Source organism: Bacteroidota bacterium, assembly GCA_018831055.1.
Taxonomy (GTDB): Bacteria; Bacteroidota; Bacteroidia; order Bacteroidales; family B18-G4; genus M55B132.
Genome location: JAHJRE010000009.1, coordinates 1 through 17,305, shown reverse-complemented (window position 1 = coordinate 17,305; position 17,305 = coordinate 1). Strand labels below are relative to the sequence as shown.

The 17,305-nt window shown below is 43.3% G+C and carries 16 protein-coding genes; 5 read left to right on the top strand and 11 right to left on the bottom strand.

The window, feature by feature from the left end; all coding sequences use genetic code 11:
• From KKA81_00680 to KKA81_00670, 3 genes are all read left to right on the top strand, one after another.
• On the top strand, positions 1-432 hold a 432-nt coding region (locus tag KKA81_00680; GenBank protein ID MBU2649423.1), incomplete at its 5' end, for a DUF5110 domain-containing protein.
• Positions 423-1,172 (top strand): hypothetical protein, encoded by a 750-nt coding sequence (locus KKA81_00675; GenBank protein ID MBU2649422.1) that lies wholly within the window; start codon positions 423-425, stop codon positions 1,170-1,172. The genes KKA81_00680 and KKA81_00675, both read left to right, overlap by 10 nt.
• A gap of 540 nt (positions 1,173-1,712) precedes the next feature.
• Entirely contained in the window at positions 1,713-2,360 is a 648-nt protein-coding gene (locus tag KKA81_00670) for a TetR/AcrR family transcriptional regulator (GenBank protein ID MBU2649421.1), read from the top strand.
• A gap of 26 nt (positions 2,361-2,386) precedes the next feature.
• Here KKA81_00670 and KKA81_00665 read toward each other — a convergent pair whose 3' ends face one another.
• The 4 genes from KKA81_00665 to crtI are packed head-to-tail and all read right to left on the bottom strand — an operon-like array spanning position 2,387 to position 5,893.
• Positions 2,387-3,022: a lycopene cyclase domain-containing protein gene (locus KKA81_00665; protein MBU2649420.1), complete on the bottom strand. Its 636-nt coding sequence runs from the start codon at positions 3,020-3,022 to the stop codon at positions 2,387-2,389.
• Between the two features lie 51 nt (positions 3,023-3,073).
• Positions 3,074-3,544 carry a sterol desaturase family protein gene (locus tag KKA81_00660; GenBank protein MBU2649419.1) on the bottom strand — a complete coding sequence of 157 codons (471 nt, stop codon included), beginning with the start codon at positions 3,542-3,544 and terminating at the stop codon, positions 3,074-3,076.
• Between the two features lie 19 nt (positions 3,545-3,563).
• Positions 3,564-4,400, bottom strand: a complete 837-nt coding sequence (locus KKA81_00655; protein ID MBU2649418.1) for a phytoene/squalene synthase family protein — start codon at positions 4,398-4,400, stop codon at positions 3,564-3,566.
• Entirely contained in the window at positions 4,397-5,893 is a 1,497-nt protein-coding gene (gene crtI / locus KKA81_00650; protein MBU2649417.1) for a phytoene desaturase, read from the bottom strand. Before crtI ends, KKA81_00655 begins: the two co-directional genes overlap by 4 nt.
• A 155-nt stretch (positions 5,894-6,048) precedes the next feature.
• Between crtI and KKA81_00645 the strand changes: the two genes are divergently transcribed.
• Together KKA81_00645 and KKA81_00640 are read left to right on the top strand one after the other, a co-directional pair.
• Positions 6,049-7,143: an AI-2E family transporter gene (locus KKA81_00645; protein ID MBU2649416.1), complete on the top strand. Its 1,095-nt coding sequence runs from the start codon at positions 6,049-6,051 to the stop codon at positions 7,141-7,143.
• Positions 7,144-7,149: 6 nt separating this feature from the next.
• A complete protein-coding gene (locus tag KKA81_00640) occupies positions 7,150-8,166 on the top strand; it encodes an SPASM domain-containing protein (protein MBU2649415.1) in 1,017 nt (338 codons plus the stop codon).
• A gap of 20 nt (positions 8,167-8,186) precedes the next feature.
• Here the strand turns inward: KKA81_00640 and frr are convergent, their stop codons facing one another.
• The 7 genes from frr to KKA81_00605 all read right to left on the bottom strand — a co-directional run.
• The gene (gene frr, locus KKA81_00635; GenBank protein MBU2649414.1) at positions 8,187-8,750 is read right to left on the bottom strand and encodes a ribosome recycling factor; all 564 of its coding nucleotides are present in this window, start codon (positions 8,748-8,750) and stop codon (positions 8,187-8,189) included.
• A 152-nt stretch (positions 8,751-8,902) separates the two neighbouring features.
• A complete protein-coding gene (gene pyrH, locus KKA81_00630; GenBank protein MBU2649413.1) occupies positions 8,903-9,610 on the bottom strand; it encodes a UMP kinase in 708 nt (235 codons plus the stop codon).
• A gap of 69 nt (positions 9,611-9,679) precedes the next feature.
• Positions 9,680-11,662 carry a M20/M25/M40 family metallo-hydrolase gene (locus KKA81_00625; protein ID MBU2649412.1) on the bottom strand — a complete coding sequence of 661 codons (1,983 nt, stop codon included), beginning with the start codon at positions 11,660-11,662 and terminating at the stop codon, positions 9,680-9,682.
• Positions 11,663-11,683: 21 nt separating this feature from the next.
• Positions 11,684-15,013 (bottom strand): preprotein translocase subunit SecA, encoded by a 3,330-nt coding sequence (secA, locus tag KKA81_00620; GenBank protein MBU2649411.1) that lies wholly within the window; start codon positions 15,011-15,013, stop codon positions 11,684-11,686.
• A gap of 73 nt (positions 15,014-15,086) precedes the next feature.
• Positions 15,087-16,469: a hypothetical protein gene (locus KKA81_00615; protein ID MBU2649410.1), complete on the bottom strand. Its 1,383-nt coding sequence runs from the start codon at positions 16,467-16,469 to the stop codon at positions 15,087-15,089.
• A gap of 59 nt (positions 16,470-16,528) precedes the next feature.
• Complete coding sequence (coaD, locus tag KKA81_00610; GenBank protein MBU2649409.1) at positions 16,529-16,993, bottom strand: pantetheine-phosphate adenylyltransferase; 465 nt, start codon at positions 16,991-16,993, stop codon at positions 16,529-16,531.
• A gap of 30 nt (positions 16,994-17,023) precedes the next feature.
• A partial coding sequence (locus tag KKA81_00605; protein ID MBU2649408.1) for an NUDIX domain-containing protein occupies positions 17,024-17,305 on the bottom strand: 282 nt, incomplete at its 5' end.

The window sequence follows — 17,305 nt, the reverse complement described above, 5'->3', positions numbered from 1 at the left end:
GTGTTCGTCAGAGGAGGAGCTTTCATTCCCACGGTTGAGCCGGTACAGTCAACCAGCGACTATCCTAACCAGGATATTATGCTGACATACTACTTTGATGATGCCGTTAAGGAAAGCAATGGGTTCCTGTACGATGATGACGGAATAACTCCGGATGCATACGCTAAAGGCCAATATGAAATTCTCAATTTCAGCAGCCGCCTGTTGGATAAGGGTGTTGAGATCACAGTGACATCAGCACCGGAAGAAAACTATCCGGGCCAGGACCGTCAGATGGACCTTCAGGTTATTAATATTCCGGAAGAACCATCGGATGTGCAAAACGGCGGGGAAGATGTCTGTTTTTCCTGGAATCCTGATAGAAAAAGCATAAATACTCATTTCACACTTCCTGCAAAGGGAGTTACCATTATAACTATATCATGGAAATAGTCTCAATTACGCCGGAAAACGTGACACAACACTCGTTTTTTTGTATCCGCGACGTGAACAGTCCCGCTTTTTTTGCCAAGAAAAAGTGGTTTGATGAACACTATAATGAAGGGCTCAGGCTGAAGATTCTTCAGGATGATGATGGCCGGAAAATCGCGTTCATTGAATATGTTCCTGCTGAATTCGCATGGAGGCCAGTAAATGCCGATGGATATATGTTTATTCATTGTATGTTCACATACTCCAATAAAGACCGGAACAAAGGATACGCACAATGGCTTGTGGAAGATTGCGAGACGGAAGCTGAAAAGCTTGGGAAGCATGGTGTTGCCGTGATGACAAGCAAAGGAAGCTGGATTACCGATAAAAAGCTTTTTCTGAAATTGGGGTATAAAAAGGTAGATATGCAGGGACGCTTTGAACTCATGGTGAAGTCATTTAACGAATCCGGTCCGGTTCCCACCCTGATCGACTGGTCCCAAAAATTAAAAGAGTTTTCAGGATGGCATCTCCTTTATGCCAATCAATGCCCCTGGCACATAAAAGCGGTTGAAGCCCTCCAAAAAGTAGCCTCAGAAAATGGAATTGTACTGAATGTCCAGCGATTGGAATCCGCTGTTGATGCGCAAAATGCTCCCTCAGGTTTTGGTGTGTTCGCACTGATCCGGGATGGAAAATTGCTGGAAGACCATTATATCTCCGAAACACGTTTCAAAAACATCCTGAAAAAGGAACTGTAACATGTGAGTATTAACAAATAGCTACGGGCTACACAGGCTGCAGGTTGTAGGTTACAGGCTGCAAACTCCCACCTGATGCCTGTAGCCTGCAACTTGCCTCCTGCCCCCTTCGATTATTCATCTCAAACCCTCTGTGCCTCTTGCATCCACTGCGGCTCTGCGCAAAAAAAAAGTTATCTCAGCGTGAAAAATTATTATCTCATAGCTGAGGGTATTTCGCGCAAAGACGCAGAGGACAAGTAATTACTTGAATATAACGGGCAGAACCGCAGGGACGCAGGGATTTTGTTGGTTTTTATTTCACGCTTGTTGGTGATGAGAATAATCGTTATTTGATTTTTATTCGTGCATTCGTGGCATTTTTTTATTTATTCGTGGAAATAAGGTTTAAAGTTGCCACGAATGAATTAAATCTTAACTTCACGTCTGTAGGTGAAGTTAAATATTCGTTCTTCATCTTTATTCGTGAATTCGTGGCATTTTTTTATTTTGCAGATTAACAATGTTAATTATATTTGCACTGTTAAAATTTTAGTTTTTATGAGCAACAAAGAAATCCAGGAAGCCAGGATGAGGTCTTATTTCATAGAAGCAACCAAAGAACTCCTGAAAGGGGAGGGGTTGAAAAGCGTAAGTGTGAGAAATATCGCAGAGAAAGCGGGTTACTCTTATGCAACCATTTATAATTATTTCAGGGATGTAAAGGAACTGGTGTTCATTTGCGTGAAAGATTTCCAGGAAGAATGTGCAGAATTTGTTCAGGTTGAGACGCAAACGGAGCCACATGGAGCCGGAAAACTGAAAGCCATGTATATGGCATATATCCGGTATTTTATTCAGTATCCGGGAATATTTGAATTGTTTTTCCTGGAGCGTTTGTCTGATATTTCTTCCGGTATGGAAGCACCGGAACTGATATACTACTTCCTGGATCGTTTGACGGAAAAGGATTGGAAGATATTAACCGGAGAAAGCATGATCGATGAGGAAACTGCATCAAGGGGAATGTCGGAAATGAATATGATGATATCGGGACTAATGCTTTTTTACCTGAACCGTCATATGCCGCCCGTATACGAGGAATTTATTTCAAGGGCTTCACAACTGATATCCGGGGCCATTGATAATTATATTAAGATAGGTTCGTCACCTTCGGGAGGACATCAGGACAATCTATGGTCATATTGATTTTTCCGTCCGATCGATCTGCTGTATTAGTATATCTTTTTAAGTGTTTCGAAAAAGGTGACATTCAGTCCCTGCAGGAGAAGGCTGTAAACAAAGTCCTCCAGGGGTATGGTAAAAATCCGGATTCCAAGGTTTTGGGCATCATTATACCAAACGACCTCTTCCGGTATGAAAGAACCAGTGAGGAAACCATTGATGATGATAAAGGGGAGCAAAACAAAGCTATAGGAGAGAAAAAACCTGCCCATGTATTTTGATTTCCAGATGATCAGGTGAAGAAGCAGGAATATTCCGGTTGCAATAAAAGTGATGGATGTATATAATTGTTCAAGGTGTAAAAGCCCGGTTACCAGCAACCCTGTACCCAACACCCCGCTGATCCATGGAGCGGCTTTACCCAGAAAATCTTTCCTGATAACGTAATTCACGGCATCATAAGTAAATAGGGCGGCATAGGGTATGCAAATGAAGAACAACCATTCTCCAAGCGGAAGATCGAGGATATAAACTCCGCTAAGATAAAGGGGATTGAATCCCCAGACTCCCATTCGGGTGAAGATAACATCCCATGGTATAAATATTACCATTGTTAACAGGATCGCAGGGAATACATATTTCCACTGCTTGTCGAAACGATGCCATGGGAAAAAGGTGGCAATCATAGGAAGGCTTATAGCCACCAGGTTTATGAGCAGGTAAGTATACACAGGATTTTAATTTGATGTTTTGTTTTTTACTTTACCGAATTCTTCCCGGTAATACTTCCAGGGTGCGATCAGAAATCCGTAATTGTAATGGGCTCTGGGGGTATGGTGTTCGAGATGGGCTTTCAGGGTGGCTCGCAGGTAACGGTTGCTGACTTGTCTTCCGGTTTTGATGCGCTGGTGGACGAAAACATCATGGAACAGGAAATAAGCGAAGCCATAGAGGGCGATGCCTATGCCGGTAAATAACAGCCAGGGATTATCATTCCGGATACCAAACAGGATAAGCAATACGCTCGGTATGGCAAAAAATACCGCGAACAAGTCATTGTATTCCCATTTCCGTCCATCCCGGATGTGATGATCTTTATGGAGAACCCATAGGAAGCCGTGCATCACATATTTATGTGTGAACCATGCCATGAATTCCATAAAGAAAAATGCTCCGACGATAAGTAATATTGCGATAAACCAGGTCATAGATTAAAAGCATTTGTTTTTAAAGGATTCCTATACGGTGGCGGAGGTAACTGCTCAGGATCATTGAGTATTTCACAGGATTCGGGATCCTGACTCTTTTCTGCATTACCTTTTCCGCCTTCACCCTTCTGATTTTCCTGAAAAGCTTATAATAATATACATAGGCCAGGTAAACTCCATAACGGGCGCCAAAGGGTAATTTCTTAATTCCTTCCAGTCCGGCCCGAAAGTCACTTTCTATTTCCAATTCTATTTCTTTTTTCTGTTCATCCGAGAAGTTAAAAATATCTACTTCAGGGAAGTAAGACCGGCCAAGCGACATGTGATCGTTTTTTATATCCCTCAGGAAGTTGATCTTCTGAAATGCTGCTCCCAGTCTCATGGCAGGTTGTTTTAGTGACTCATAATATTCATCATTCCCATCGGTGAATACTCTAAGGCACATAAGTCCAACAACTTCTGCGGATCCCAGGATATACTCATCATAGGAATCCCGGTCATGATCCTCCAGGCCAAGGTCCATTTCCATGCTGTGCAGGAATTGGTCGATAAGCTGGCGTTCAATATTATAGCGGTTTACAGCCCATTGGAAACTATTGAGGATGGGATTCATACTGATCCCGTCGCTGATTGCTTCATAGGTGTCTTCCCTGAACTTGTCTAACAGTTTCCTTTTATCATACTGATGGAAAGTATCTACAATTTCATCGGCTAACCTGACAAAACCATAGATCGCATATATCGGATCGTGGTATTTGGGGTTAAAAAACCTTATTCCCAGAGAAAAGGACGTACTATAAGTAGTAGTGGTTATTTTACTGGTTTTCCTGGATATGTTATCGTATATTTCTTTCATGATTTTTCGGTTTTGGTAATTACATCAGCAACAACTTGTCCGGAAATAAGTGCCGGTGGTACTCCTGGTCCCGGAACCGTTAATTGTCCTGTATAATAAAGGTTCTCAACCTTGCGGCTCTTAAGTTTCGGCTTGAGAAAAGCCGTTTGCAAAAGGGTGTTTGCAAGACCATAGGCATTGCCCTGAAATGCATTGTAGTCGATACTAAAATCATTTAATGCATATGATCTTTTATAAATGACATTTTTCTCAATATTTTCTCCCAGGATCTTATTGATCCTTTCCATGACAATTTTGTAATATTTTTCACGGATATCATCGTTGTCTTCCAGGCCGGGGGCTACAGGTATCAGAACCATGAGATTCTCATAGCCGGAAGGTGCAACGGAAGGATCTGTCTTGGAGGTACAGGAAAAATATAAAGAGGGATTTTCCGGCCATGCCGGCTGATCATAAATGGAAGCCGCATGCCTGCTGAAATCTTCGTCAAAAAACAGGGTATGATGATCCAACCCACGTATTTTTCTGTTCAAGCCGAGGAAGAATATTAGGGAAGATGGGGACATTACCCTTTTGTTCCAATATTTTTCGCTGTACGAGCGATCGCTTTCATGGAGCAGGTTCATCTCAGTGAAATTGTAATCTGCGCTGCTGACAACAATATCTGCATTGTAACTAACTCCATCCGCAATAACCTCTCTGATTTTACCATTTCTAACAGGCAGGCTTTCCACATCGCTGCTGTATATGATACGCACACCTTGTTCCTCGGCTAGTTTTACCATTCCTTCAACAACGGAATACATCCCACCCATGGGATACCAGGTACCGAGAGCAATATCACCATAGTTCATCAGGCTGTAAAGTGCCGGGGTCGTCTTTCCTGTACCTCCCAGGAATAATACCGGGAATTCAAGCATCTGCAGCAAACGCTGGTCTTTAAAGTATTTACGGGTATAGCTATTGAAGGTCTGAAAAATGCTCAGTTTCATTAAATACCGCAATGAGTCCGATGAAATATACTCCAGGAGGGAAAGTCCTGGCTTGTACACCAGGTCGCGGATGCCGATATCATATTTTATCTTTGCTGCTTTCAGGAATTTCCTGAGTTTTAAACCCGCACCTTTTTCATAGCTCTCGAACAAAGCTTCCATACCTTCCATGCTTGCAGGAAGGCTGACTTTTTCCTGTGGATTGAAATATATTGAATATGAAGGATCCAGCCTTATCAAATCATAATAATCTGATGTCGATTTACCGAAACGGTAAAAATACCTTTCAAATACATCGGGCATCCAGTACCATGAAGGGCCCATGTCGAATGTGAAACCAGCGGACTCGAACTTTCGTGCCCTGCCTCCGGCCATGTCGTGTTTTTCCAGGATGCTAACGTTAAATCCCATGGCTGCAAGACTGGTTGCCGCAGAAAGTCCTGAAAACCCTGCTCCTATAACTATTACCTTCTTTTGAGAATTTGATTTGGACTGGTTCATTCTATTTTTGTTAATAACTCTCTAACAATCAAAAAGACCATTTTGTTTAATTTATTGATTTGTATATTTAACAAATATAGGTATTATGATTTTTTATTTTTCAAAGGTTTAAGAAGGTATTTCCTGTATATTTACTCAACCTAAACTGTTGTACCATGCTAAAAAAGTATCCTTTCGTTTTCACCGTATTGGGATTGGCACTGCTAATCCTTTTCATATGGTTTTTTTCCGACATTGTGGTTTATGTATTGGTGGCTGCCGTACTTTCAGTGATAGGGCAACCTTTGGTAAAGCTCATAAACCGGGTCAGGATAGGTAAGTTTAGCATACCACAGGGAGTAAGTGCTTTGATCACTCTTGTTGTAATGTTATTTATCGTAGCCGGTTTTATCTGGTTCTTTGTCCCTATGATCACCAACCAGGCGAAGATAATATCGCAGATAGATATGGGGAGCGTGATGGATTATTTCAGAGAACCCATTGCAAATCTGGAAAATTTCCTGATAGAATATGACATCATCCATACGGGGGAGACCATGCAAAGTGCCCTGGAAAAGCAGATAACTTCAGTTTTGAGCGTAGCAACCTTTTCCAATATTTTCAGCAAGATCGTCAGCGCCACAGGATCTTTCTTTTTTGGAGCTTTTTCAATCCTCTTTCTGACGTTCTTCTTTCTAAAGAGCGAGAAGATGTTTTCAAACTTTTTGCTTTTACTCGTTCCTGAAAAATATACCCAGGCTACACAGCATATCCTGATGATGTCGAACCATTTGCTGACAAGGTATTTTCTGGGATTGCTTACCGAGTTAGTATGTATGGTTACCTTGTTGTCGTTGGGGCTTGGAATCCTCGGGATCAAAAATGCGCTTATCATAGGTTTTTTCGGAGGATTGATGAATATTGTTCCCTATCTCGGGCCATTGATAGGGGGAGCTGTAGGCGTATTTATTGCTGTTTCAACCACGCTTAGCCTCGGTTTTTATGATCAGGTTTTGGTAACCGCGATCATGGTTGTGGGGGTTTTTGCTGTGGCAAACCTGATTGATAATATACTGTTGCAACCCATTATTTATTCTAATGTGGTAAAGGCTCATCCGGTTGAGATATTTCTGGTAATCATCATGGCCGGGAGCCTGGCAGGCATTCCGGGAATGATACTCGCAATCCCCGGTTACACGGTGTTGCGTATTGTTGCCAAGGAGTTTCTGAGCCAGATGCGATTGGTTCAGAAGCTCACAGAAAACCTTTGATGATACATGATTTTTGCTTCACTGAGGGATACTTGCAGGTTTTTCGGTACGCTGACATTTCGTAAGATTTGGAATATAGTCAAGGTATACACCGGCTATACATATTCTGTTGGATCCGGTCATTCCCGGCATCCCGGGATGCCTTTCAGCATGTCGGTTGAACCTGCCACATCATGCAATTTGCGTTGCCCCGAGTGCCCTGCCGGTCAGAGGTCTTTTTCGCGACCCACCGGTCACTTGTCGGTTTCTGATTTTAAGAGGTATATTGATGAAGCTTCTCCTTATCTTTTAAACATAATGTTGTATTTTCAGGGAGAACCCATGTTGAACAAAGATTTCTTCGGGTTTGTGGAATACGCCCGGAGCCGGAATATTTATACCATGACTTCCACCAACGGACATTTCCTGGATAAAGAAAATGCCCGGAGCCTTGTTGATTCAGGTCTTGACCGCCTGATCATTTCTTACGACGGCACAACACAGGATGTTTATGAATGTTACCGGCGGGATGGAACCCTCGAAAAGGTACATCAGGGTATTCGTAATATCCTGGAAGAAAAGAAAAGGCAAAGGAAGCATCATCCCCGGATCATTCTTCAGTTTTTGGTAATGGGGCATAACGAGCATCAGATGAGGCAGGCACGCGAATATGCTGCTTCCCTGGGCGTTGAATTGCAATTCAAATCTGCGCAGGTATACGATACGGTGAATCATTCCTGGATAATCCCGGTCCAGAACAAGAAATACTCCCGATACAGGCAGGATGCGGATGGAAAATATTCAATCAAAAGCCGTTTACCCAACCGTTGTTTCAGAATGTGGTCGGGCCTGGTAGTCTCCTGGGATGGCGATGTTGTGCCTTGTTGCTTCGATAAAGATGCGCGATGGGTGATGGGTAACCTGAAAGAACAGTCTCTCAGGTTGATATGGAAAAGTGAAAAATACAGCAATTTCAGGCACCGGGTTTTAAGTAACCGTAAAAGCCTCGATATTTGCAGAAACTGTACGGAAGGATTAAAATAAGGATAACAATTACGGGAATGTTATACCGTCATGATATCCTTTTCTTTCTTTTCAAGGAATTCGTCTATCTTTTTAATATACTCATCCGTCATTTCCTGGATCTTCTCCTGGAGTTTTTTCACTTCATCTTCCGGCAGGCCGTCTTTTTCAAGGCTCTTAGCCATATCGTTGGCACTCCGGCGTATATTCCGGATGCTGATCTTGGCCTGCTCTGATTCGTTCCTGGCTTGTTTTACAAGATCTTTCCTGCGCTCTTCCGTAAGCGGGGGAACGATGATCCTGAGTACTTCCCCTTCATTTTTGGGGTTAAATCCCAGGTTGGCAGCCATGATGGCTTTCTCCAATTCCTGCAGGATACTTTTATCCCAGGGTTGAACAATGATTTGTCTGGGATCGGGCGTATTGATATTGGCAGTTTGCTCTATAGGAGTCATTGCACCGTAATAATTGATCTTGATGCCCTCAAGCATGGAGGGGCTTGCTTTTCCGGCACGTATTTTCTGAAATTCACGTTCAAGATGCGTCAAAGCAGCATTCATACTTTCTTTGGTGTCATCGAGAACCATTATGGATTCTTCTGTCATGGCAACAATTTTATAAAGCAAATATATTAAAAATTATGTATCTGGAAAGATAACAAATTGTTACAGGTTGCAAGTTTCAGGTTGCATGTAACTTGCAGCCTGTAACCTGTAACCTGTAGCTTGTAGCCTGCATCTCATTTCAACCTTTACCTTTACTTCACGAGTGTGCCGATATCCTGGCCATTAACCAGTGCGGTAAGGTTTCCGGGTTTATTCATGTCGAAGACAACGATAGGCATCTTGTTTTCCTTACATAAGGTAAATGCTGTAATGTCCATCACTTTAAGGCCTTTGTCGATGGCTTCATCAAAGGAAACCGTATCAAAACGTTTGGCATCGGGGAATTTTTCAGGATCAGCGGTATAAACTCCATCAACGCGGGTTCCTTTCAGCAGGGCATCAGCGCTTATTTCAAGTGCCCTGAGGGCCGCGGTAGTATCTGTAGTAAAATATGGTCTTCCTGTCCCGCCTGCTATAATAACGATAAAACCGTTCTCCAAAGCTTCAATAGCTTTGCGACTGCTCATGGATTCGGCAACAGGATCAACAGGTAATCCTGATAACAACTTCGTTTTAAGTCCTTTTTTTTCAAGAGCACTTTGAAGAGCCAGGCTGTTGATTACTGTGGCAAGCATACCCATATAATCTCCCTGTATCCGGTTAACTCCGTCGTTCATTCCCTGAAGTCCCCTGAAAATATTGCCTCCACCCATCACAATGCCTATCTGAACCCCTGAGGCTCCAGCATTTTCTATTTCCTGTGCATAAGCATCCAGACGGGGCATGGAGATCCCATACTTTTGTTCTCCCATCAGGGCTTCACCGCTCAACTTCAATAATATTCTTCCGTATTTCGGCATGTTTTATCATTTTATTCCGGTTTTTCCAGGAACCGTGGATAGCGATTCCTGGGAAAACCGGGTTTAACATTATTTGATTACCGACATTGATTTGACTGTAACATCCTTGTTTGTCTGCATCCTGTAAAAATATCTGCCGGCAGGGAGATCACCTGCATATACTTCAATGTGATGATTACCGGCATTATAGTTTCTTGCGGCAAGGGTATTGATCTTCCTGCCGGTCATATCGAAAAGTTCCAGGTTCACAAAAGTAGGTTCGGCAAGTTCAAAACCAATTACTGTGACGTCGGAAAAAGGATTGGGGTAGTTCTGATACAAAACCTGCAGAGGGATCTGGATTTCTTCAGTGCCTACGGGTTGGAGGTAATACTCAACCTCAATACAATACTGGGCCAGCACTCCTTCATCGCCATCGCCATCGTCGTAAACACGTAAAATCCAATCCCCACTGAGGGATGAACCATTCATTACGGAAAGTGATTCTTCCGGCTTATAACTACCTGTGAACGGCGGATTGCCATTTGTAATAGAGGTAGAAGCATCATCGTCAAAAATTGTATTGATGTAATTATTTCCGCTACCACCATTACCAGAACTCAGGGTTATCTCTGTGCCATTTGTTCCTTTCACGAAAATGCTCAGATCTCCGTCGTAAGGATGGCTTGCACCGAACTTAACGTTAATATCGGTAACAACAGCACCTTCCAGATCAACAGTGATCGTATCGTAGGTATTTTGAAAATCCAGGATGTCTTTGGGTAAAGCCTGCGAGCAGTATGTTTGAGTAAATAGTTCTCCAACAAAGTATTCGAATAGGATTTCCGGGGAATTTGTTCCCGGAGGGTTCATTCCTGAACCACCGGAGGGGTGGGTGGCAATAAAAGCAGCCTCTTCATCCTGTGCTGCAAAGTAATAGCTCACCGCAGTCCCAACAGTTTGTCCTGGAATCATGAACCGGTAGAGATCTCCATTTTGTTCAAAAGCATCCAGCATTGTGTAAGAGCCTCCGTTGATGCTGAAATAGCATTTCGGGGCGTTTTCTCCCCCGGCAATGGGATGATTCGATGAGATGGTTATTTCAGCGATCCGGTCGTCAGTATCAGGACTGGAAAGTATCGGGTCGTGATCGAACTCCATGGTGTAGTCCAATGCCAGTGAGGAAATGGTTGCAACAGCAACCCGTGTCATCTTATGAAAATAGGGGATATTAAGGTTGGAAAAGTTGTCGTAAATGGTGTGATAATAAGCATGAAAATCGTTCCAGTCTTCAATGGCCAGAATGGCTTTGTATCCATTTGCCCAGAAGGGATAATGGTCGCTGGCAGTAGTGGAAATGAAATTATACGACATTTCCGGTTCATAGATTTCCATGGCACTTATGAAATAATCTGCAAAAGGAGTAGATGCAGTGTTGACGGAGATTGACATCATGTTGTCGTTATTGGAATCATAAGCGATCATATCAAGGTTTAGCACTCCCAGGATGTCATCTCCCTGTGTAGCAGCCTCATCCGCATATTCCCAGCTTCCTATCAGGCCCAGTTCTTCCTCGTCGAAGGCGATGAACTTAACGGTATACAGGGGAGACATACCATTCAGTAATCTGGCAGCTTCAAGTACGGCAACAACGCCGGAGGCATTATCATCAGCTCCCGGTGCGAAATTCTGCGAAGGCATATCGTCGTAATGTGCGCAAATGATGTATTGCTGATCGGGGAAAAGAGTACCGGGCAATGTAGCTATGACATTTTCGCCTTTTGATCCGAAATATTGATATTCAACCTGCAACCCCATATTTTCAAATTGTTCAAAGATCCATGCAGCAGCAATGGGATTGGTCGGGGAGTTGGCATAACGGCTGGCAATCGTGTGTTCTTCACCGTTAACCATTACCGGTACATCTCCGATGAGCTGGACTTCGAGGTCTGTAATGGTTTGTTCGGTAATCAGTCCTATAAGAGAATCTACAACCGGGCTGTAGCCAAGTTGAGCGAAGGAGAGGTTGCTGATGATAGCAAAAATTGCAAGGTAATACAGTCGTTTTTTCATGGTATTCAGGTTAGAGTTTATTTAGTTTATAATCTGGCATTCGCCCCTTTTAATATCGTTTTCAAGTAGTTTGTATTTCTTTTCTATTATCCGGCCGTCATTATACTGAACCTTAATAAGATCGTTTCTTCCGACCTTGGGTTCCTGGCGGACAACAGGTTGAGCTTTTCTGGGGCCTTGTGTGTCGCTATGGGATTGGGCCAGGAGGTCAGTCCTTTCTTCTTTAACCTGTCTTCTGTCAATCCCACGGGGTATTTGTGCTTCCTGAATGTGTTCGGCATCCTGAACCGGTAGGTTCCCCTTTATCAGGAAGGCGGAGATATCCCGGTTAATCTTAAAGATCATTTTCTTAAATAGCTCGAAAGATTCGAATTTATAAATGAGCAAAGGGTCTTTCTGCTCGTAGGTTGCGGTCTGGACGGATTGTTTGAGGTCGTCCATTTCTCTGAGGTGATCTTTCCATGCTTCGTCAATGATGGCAAGTGTAATGGATTTCTCAATGGACAGGATGATCTCTTTAGCCCCGTTTTCGTATGCTTTTTTCAGATTTGCAATTACGTTGAGTGATTTGGCACCGTCGGTGATCGGGATGGCGATATTTTCATACTGAGTATGCCTTTCATAAACATCCCTGATGACGGGCATGGCGCGTTCACCAATAAACTGAGCCTTTTTACGGTAATTGTTATAAACTTTTTCAAACAATTCATCAGCCATTTCAGTGGCATTTCCTGCCAGGAAATCTTTTTCGTTAAAGGGGGATTCCACGCCGAGGGTGCGGATCACATCCATCCGGAGCCCTTCATAATCGCGATTTTCAATATGTTCTTCCAGGATCTGTTCGCATACATCGAACATCATGTTTCGAACATCCACGGCCAGTCTGTCCCCATGCAAGGCATGTTTACGTTTTTTATAGATCACCTCGCGCTGGGAGTTCATCACATCATCGTATTCGAGGAGCCTCTTACGAATGCCGAAATTGTTTTCTTCAACCTTTTTCTGAGCTCTTTCGATAGATTTAGTGATCATGCTGTGCTGGATCACATCACCCTCTTTGAGACCAAGGCGGTCCATGATCCTTGCGATACGATCGGAGCCGAACATACGCATAAGATCATCCTCCAGGGATACGAAGAATTGTGAACTACCCGGGTCACCCTGTCGTCCGGAACGTCCTCTTAACTGCCTGTCTACTCTTCTTGATTCATGCCTTTCGGTACCAATGATGGCAAGGCCTCCGGCTTCTTTTACACCGGGTCCGAGTTTGATGTCGGTACCACGGCCTGCCATATTGGTAGCAATGGTAACCATTCCGGCTTTACCTGCTTCCAGCACGACTTCGGCTTCTTTTTGGTGCAATTTGGCATTTAGAACATTATGGCGGATTTTCTTGCGGGTAAGCATCCTGCTCAGCAATTCGGAGTTTTCAACAGAAGTGGTACCCACCAATACAGGCCTTCCTTTATTCACCAGGTTCTCCACCTCATCGGCAACGGCATTATACTTTTCCCTCTTGGTCTTGTATACCAGGTCTTCCATGTCTTTTCGGATCACCGGGCGATTGGTTGGGATAACCACTACATCCAGCTTGTAGATGTCCCATAATTCACCGGCTTCAGTTTCAGCAGTACCTGTCATCCCTGCCAGCTTGTTGTACATCCTGAAAAAGTTCTGAAGCGTAATAGTAGCGTAAGTCTGGGTGGAAGCTTCAACTTTTACGCTTTCCTTGGCTTCAATGGCCTGGTGCAGACCGTCGGAATAGCGCCGGCCTTCCATGATACGGCCGGTTTGCTCATCAACGATCTTGATCTTGTTGTCCATGATCACATACTCAACATCCTTTTCAAAAAGGGCGTAAGCTTTAAGCAACTGATTAACGGTATGGACACGATCGGACTTAACGGCATAATCCCTGAGCAACTCGTTCTTCTTCTCCAGCTTCTCCTCTTCGCTTACAGATGATTTATCAATTTCAGCAATCTCAGACCCCACATCCGGTAAAATATAGAAATGCGGATCCTGATAAGATTCTGTCATCAGGTCTATCCCTTTGTCGGTAAGTTCGATGGAATTGCTTTTTTCATCGATCACAAAAAACAGTTCATCGGTGATAATGTGCATATTTTTTGCCTGCTCCTGAAGATAAAAGTTTTCCGTTTTCTGCATAAGTGCTCTCATACCCGGTTCACTGAGGAACTTAATGAGAGCGGTATTTTTTGGAAGACCTTTGTGGGAACGAAGCAATAGTTCACCGCCTTTTTTCTCATCTTCACTGGCAGGATCGCCGGTTAACAACTTCTTGGCATCGGCAAGCAGTTTTGTTACCAGATTTCTTTGGGCTGTGTATAATTTCTGAATAGCCGGTTTCAGATCATGGAATTCATGGTTATCGCCTTTTGGGGTTGGCCCGGAGATGATCAAAGGAGTACGTGCATCATCGATCAGAACAGAGTCAACCTCATCCACGATGGTATAATTGTGCCCTCTTTGTACCAGCTCATCCGGGTTGCCTGTCATATTGTCACGAAGGTAGTCGAATCCAAACTCATTGTTGGTCCCGAAAGTGATGTCTGCAAGATAAGCGTTTCTTCTTGCCACGGAGTTAGGCTCGTGCTTATCGATACAATCCACCTTCAAGCCATGAAATTCGTACAGAACTCCCATCCATTCCGAGTCACGTTTAGCCAGGTAATCATTTACAGTTACAATATGAACGCCTTTTCCAGGTAGTGCATTAAGATATACGGGAAGCGTGGCGACAAGGGTTTTTCCTTCACCGGTTGCCATTTCCGCAATTTTCCCCTGATGCAGTACAATGCCTCCAATAAGCTGCACATCATAATGAACCATGTCCCACCGAATCAAATTACCACCGGCTTTCCAGGAATTCTTGTAATGTGCCTTGTTGCCCTGGATCACTATATTTTCTTTTTTTGCAGCAAGGAGCCTGTCATTATCGGTTGCATCTACGATCACCTCTTCATTTTCCTTGAATCTCCTGGCTGTTTCCTTGATCACCGCGAATGCTTCGGGTAATATTTCATTCAGGATCTCTTCTGTTTTGTCGTATTTCTGTTTTTCAAGCTTGTCAACCTCATGCCAGAGGTTTTCCCTTACCAGGATATCGTCTTCATTTTCGATCCTTAACTTCATATCCTGGATCTGGTTTTGTTCATCTTCAATGAATTGGGCAATTTTTTCTTTAAATTCGGTTGTTTTACTCCTCAGTTGATCGTTGTCAAGCCTGCGTATAGTCTCATAGGCAGCTTTTACCTTTTTCAGCATTGGGTCAATAGCGCGTATATCCCGTTGCGATTTGTTGCCCAGTAAATTTTTCAGGAAACTCATTATGTTAAATATATTAAATCGTTACAATGTAAAGCAAAAGTAAATGAAAATTGGTAAAAATCATTTAGACTTGCTAATCTTTCAGCATCCTGTTCAAATATCCTGCCAGATCTTCACTTGGGGAGGGAGCCGGATTGGCGGAAATATTTCCTTTCCGGTCAATAAGTATGAACCATGGTAGTCTGGTTACCGGATAATTTGAAATCAGCGATATAAGATCTTTTGGAAGTGCATATATGGGGCCATTGGGATTATGTTGAGCAAGGTTTTTAAAGACCTGATCTCCTGCCACAGCATTTACGCAAACAAACGTAACTCTGTCGCTATGCGTTTTTATTATCTCAGGAAGGATGTTAAGTTCCGCGAGTGATGCCAGTTGGCCGGGATCTATCAGGCAGAGGTAGGTATATTTACCGGGTGATGGGGGAAAGGGTATGGTTTTGCCGGAAAAGTCTGTCAACTCAGTCTTTGGAGCAGGTTCATGGGTTGAACCCCTGCTTATTGCTTTTGCTGTATTGGCAGCAATCATCCTGTTTTCGACCGAGGAGGCTCTGGTTGATAACTGCTCAAGGAATAACAGCACCTTCGACTGATTAAATCCCGGGAAGAAATATAATTCCTGAAGGTTTTTGATCAAAACGAGTTCGCGAAGCGGGATGTCGTTGAGATAGCCGGCACGTAACATCGTGTCGAGTAGGGGTTTATAGGTGAGTTCTTCGTTCACCAGCCGGAATAGATCCTGAGTACTTACGATAGAAGGCGTGGAGATTAGAAACTTGGAAAAAAAGGAATGAAAAAATCCCATGTATTCTATGTTGTCGTAAAGAATTGGTTGGCCGGCAAGGTATTCAACAGCCAGGTTATTTTTACTTTGTGAGCCAGACATCAGCTTCAGTGATGCGATAATATATCCGGCATAATCCTGTGCATAGGGATGTGCTGTCTCACCGGCTTTTTCCGTAAGTATGGTTTCAAGTTCGCCGGCCAGTTTGCGGCTCATCCGGCCATAAGAATCCTGGATCCTGTTTGACATAAATGAGTTATACAAGTCGTTGATTTCACCAATCTGAGCCGTGAGGGAGTTTTCAGGACTTCTGATTTCCAGGCTAAGTGTGTTATTTTGTCCATAGGATGATGTTTCCTGCAGAAGTTGTTTTTTCAGGATGATATCGTATTGCCGGCCCGGTTCCAGGTAGAAGTCAACCCTCCGAAACCCTGCATCGATCTGCACATACATCACATCCTTCACATCAGCCTTCAGAACAAAATTCCCCTGATCATCAGCCAGGGTACCAGTCAGTGTGTATGCATCCCAGGAAATAAAATCGCGGTAAGCAATTAATCGTATGTATTCGCCAGGAGTGGCATTTGGTAATTTCCCGCTGATTATGGTTTCTTTTGCTTTTAAACCACCAAAAAGCAGGATGAAGAACAACAGGTAAATGTATCTGTGCATATTCCCGGTTTGATTCCTGTGATAGTATATTTTAATAAAACCTGGCTTTTGTGAAATTATTATAACTGCAGGTCAACCCCGTCAGGCACAAAGCGGCTGGCATCTCCTCCATGACGCAGGATATCCCTGACGATAGAAGAATTTAATGCCGTATACTCCGGAGTGGTCAGGAGGAAAATGGTTTCAATATCAGGATAAAGAATCTTATTGATTTGCCCGATACTTCTCTCAAATTCGAAGTCGGCTGATGTTCTCAGTCCGCGAAGAATGAAATCAGCTCCTACTTTCCTGCAAAAATCCACTGTGAGGCCCTTGTATTTTTCAACACGGATGGCTGAGTGATCATGGAAAACTTTTTCAATCCAGGATAAGCGTTTTTCAATAGGAAAGAATCCTGTTTTTTCGGCATTTTCACCGATTGCGACATAAATGATGTCAAACAGGGGAATCGCCCTGAGAATGATGGATTCATGGCCTTTGGTTATGGGATCAAAGGATCCTGGAAAAACGGCTATTCGGTTCATATAATAATTTTAGATAAAGGTAATTAAAACTTATAGCAAATCCAATCCATAGTCGATCAATGCCTTGACAGACCGATAACTTTCACTCTCCAGCCTTTGGATGTCCTCCCGGCTGAACCAGGAAACCCTGGTAATTCCTTCAGCCAGACAAGGAGTAGTGTTTTCTATGCTTTCGGCTTTCATGAGATACCAGTGTGTCTTTTTGATTTGCCAACTATTTCTGGATTGAAAGAAATGATAGGTTTTCGGTAACTTTCTAAGTATATATAGGTTGTCTATTCCAGTCTCTTCTGCAACCTCCCGCAAGGCAGT

Excerpts from the sequence above, each read along its gene's own strand:
- KKA81_00675 (MBU2649422.1), top strand. The coding sequence starts at position 423 with ATGGAAATAGTCTCAATTACGCCGGAAAACGTGACACAACACTCGTTT.
- KKA81_00670 (MBU2649421.1), top strand. The coding sequence starts at position 1,713 with ATGAGCAACAAAGAAATCCAGGAAGCCAGGATGAGGTCTTATTTCATA.
- KKA81_00665 (MBU2649420.1), bottom strand. The coding sequence starts at position 3,022 with ATGATTGCCACCTTTTTCCCATGGCATCGTTTCGACAAGCAGTGGAAA.
- KKA81_00660 (MBU2649419.1), bottom strand. The coding sequence starts at position 3,544 with ATGACCTGGTTTATCGCAATATTACTTATCGTCGGAGCATTTTTCTTT.
- KKA81_00655 (MBU2649418.1), bottom strand. The coding sequence starts at position 4,400 with ATGAAAGAAATATACGATAACATATCCAGGAAAACCAGTAAAATAACC.
- crtI (MBU2649417.1), bottom strand. The coding sequence starts at position 5,893 with ATGAACCAGTCCAAATCAAATTCTCAAAAGAAGGTAATAGTTATAGGA.
- KKA81_00645 (MBU2649416.1), top strand. The coding sequence starts at position 6,049 with ATGCTAAAAAAGTATCCTTTCGTTTTCACCGTATTGGGATTGGCACTG.
- KKA81_00640 (MBU2649415.1), top strand. The coding sequence starts at position 7,150 with ATGATTTTTGCTTCACTGAGGGATACTTGCAGGTTTTTCGGTACGCTG.
- frr (MBU2649414.1), bottom strand. The coding sequence starts at position 8,750 with ATGACAGAAGAATCCATAATGGTTCTCGATGACACCAAAGAAAGTATG.
- pyrH (MBU2649413.1), bottom strand. The coding sequence starts at position 9,610 with ATGCCGAAATACGGAAGAATATTATTGAAGTTGAGCGGTGAAGCCCTG.
- KKA81_00625 (MBU2649412.1), bottom strand. The coding sequence starts at position 11,662 with ATGAAAAAACGACTGTATTACCTTGCAATTTTTGCTATCATCAGCAAC.
- secA (MBU2649411.1), bottom strand. The coding sequence starts at position 15,013 with ATGAGTTTCCTGAAAAATTTACTGGGCAACAAATCGCAACGGGATATA.
- KKA81_00615 (MBU2649410.1), bottom strand. The coding sequence starts at position 16,469 with ATGCACAGATACATTTACCTGTTGTTCTTCATCCTGCTTTTTGGTGGT.
- coaD (MBU2649409.1), bottom strand. The coding sequence starts at position 16,993 with ATGAACCGAATAGCCGTTTTTCCAGGATCCTTTGATCCCATAACCAAA.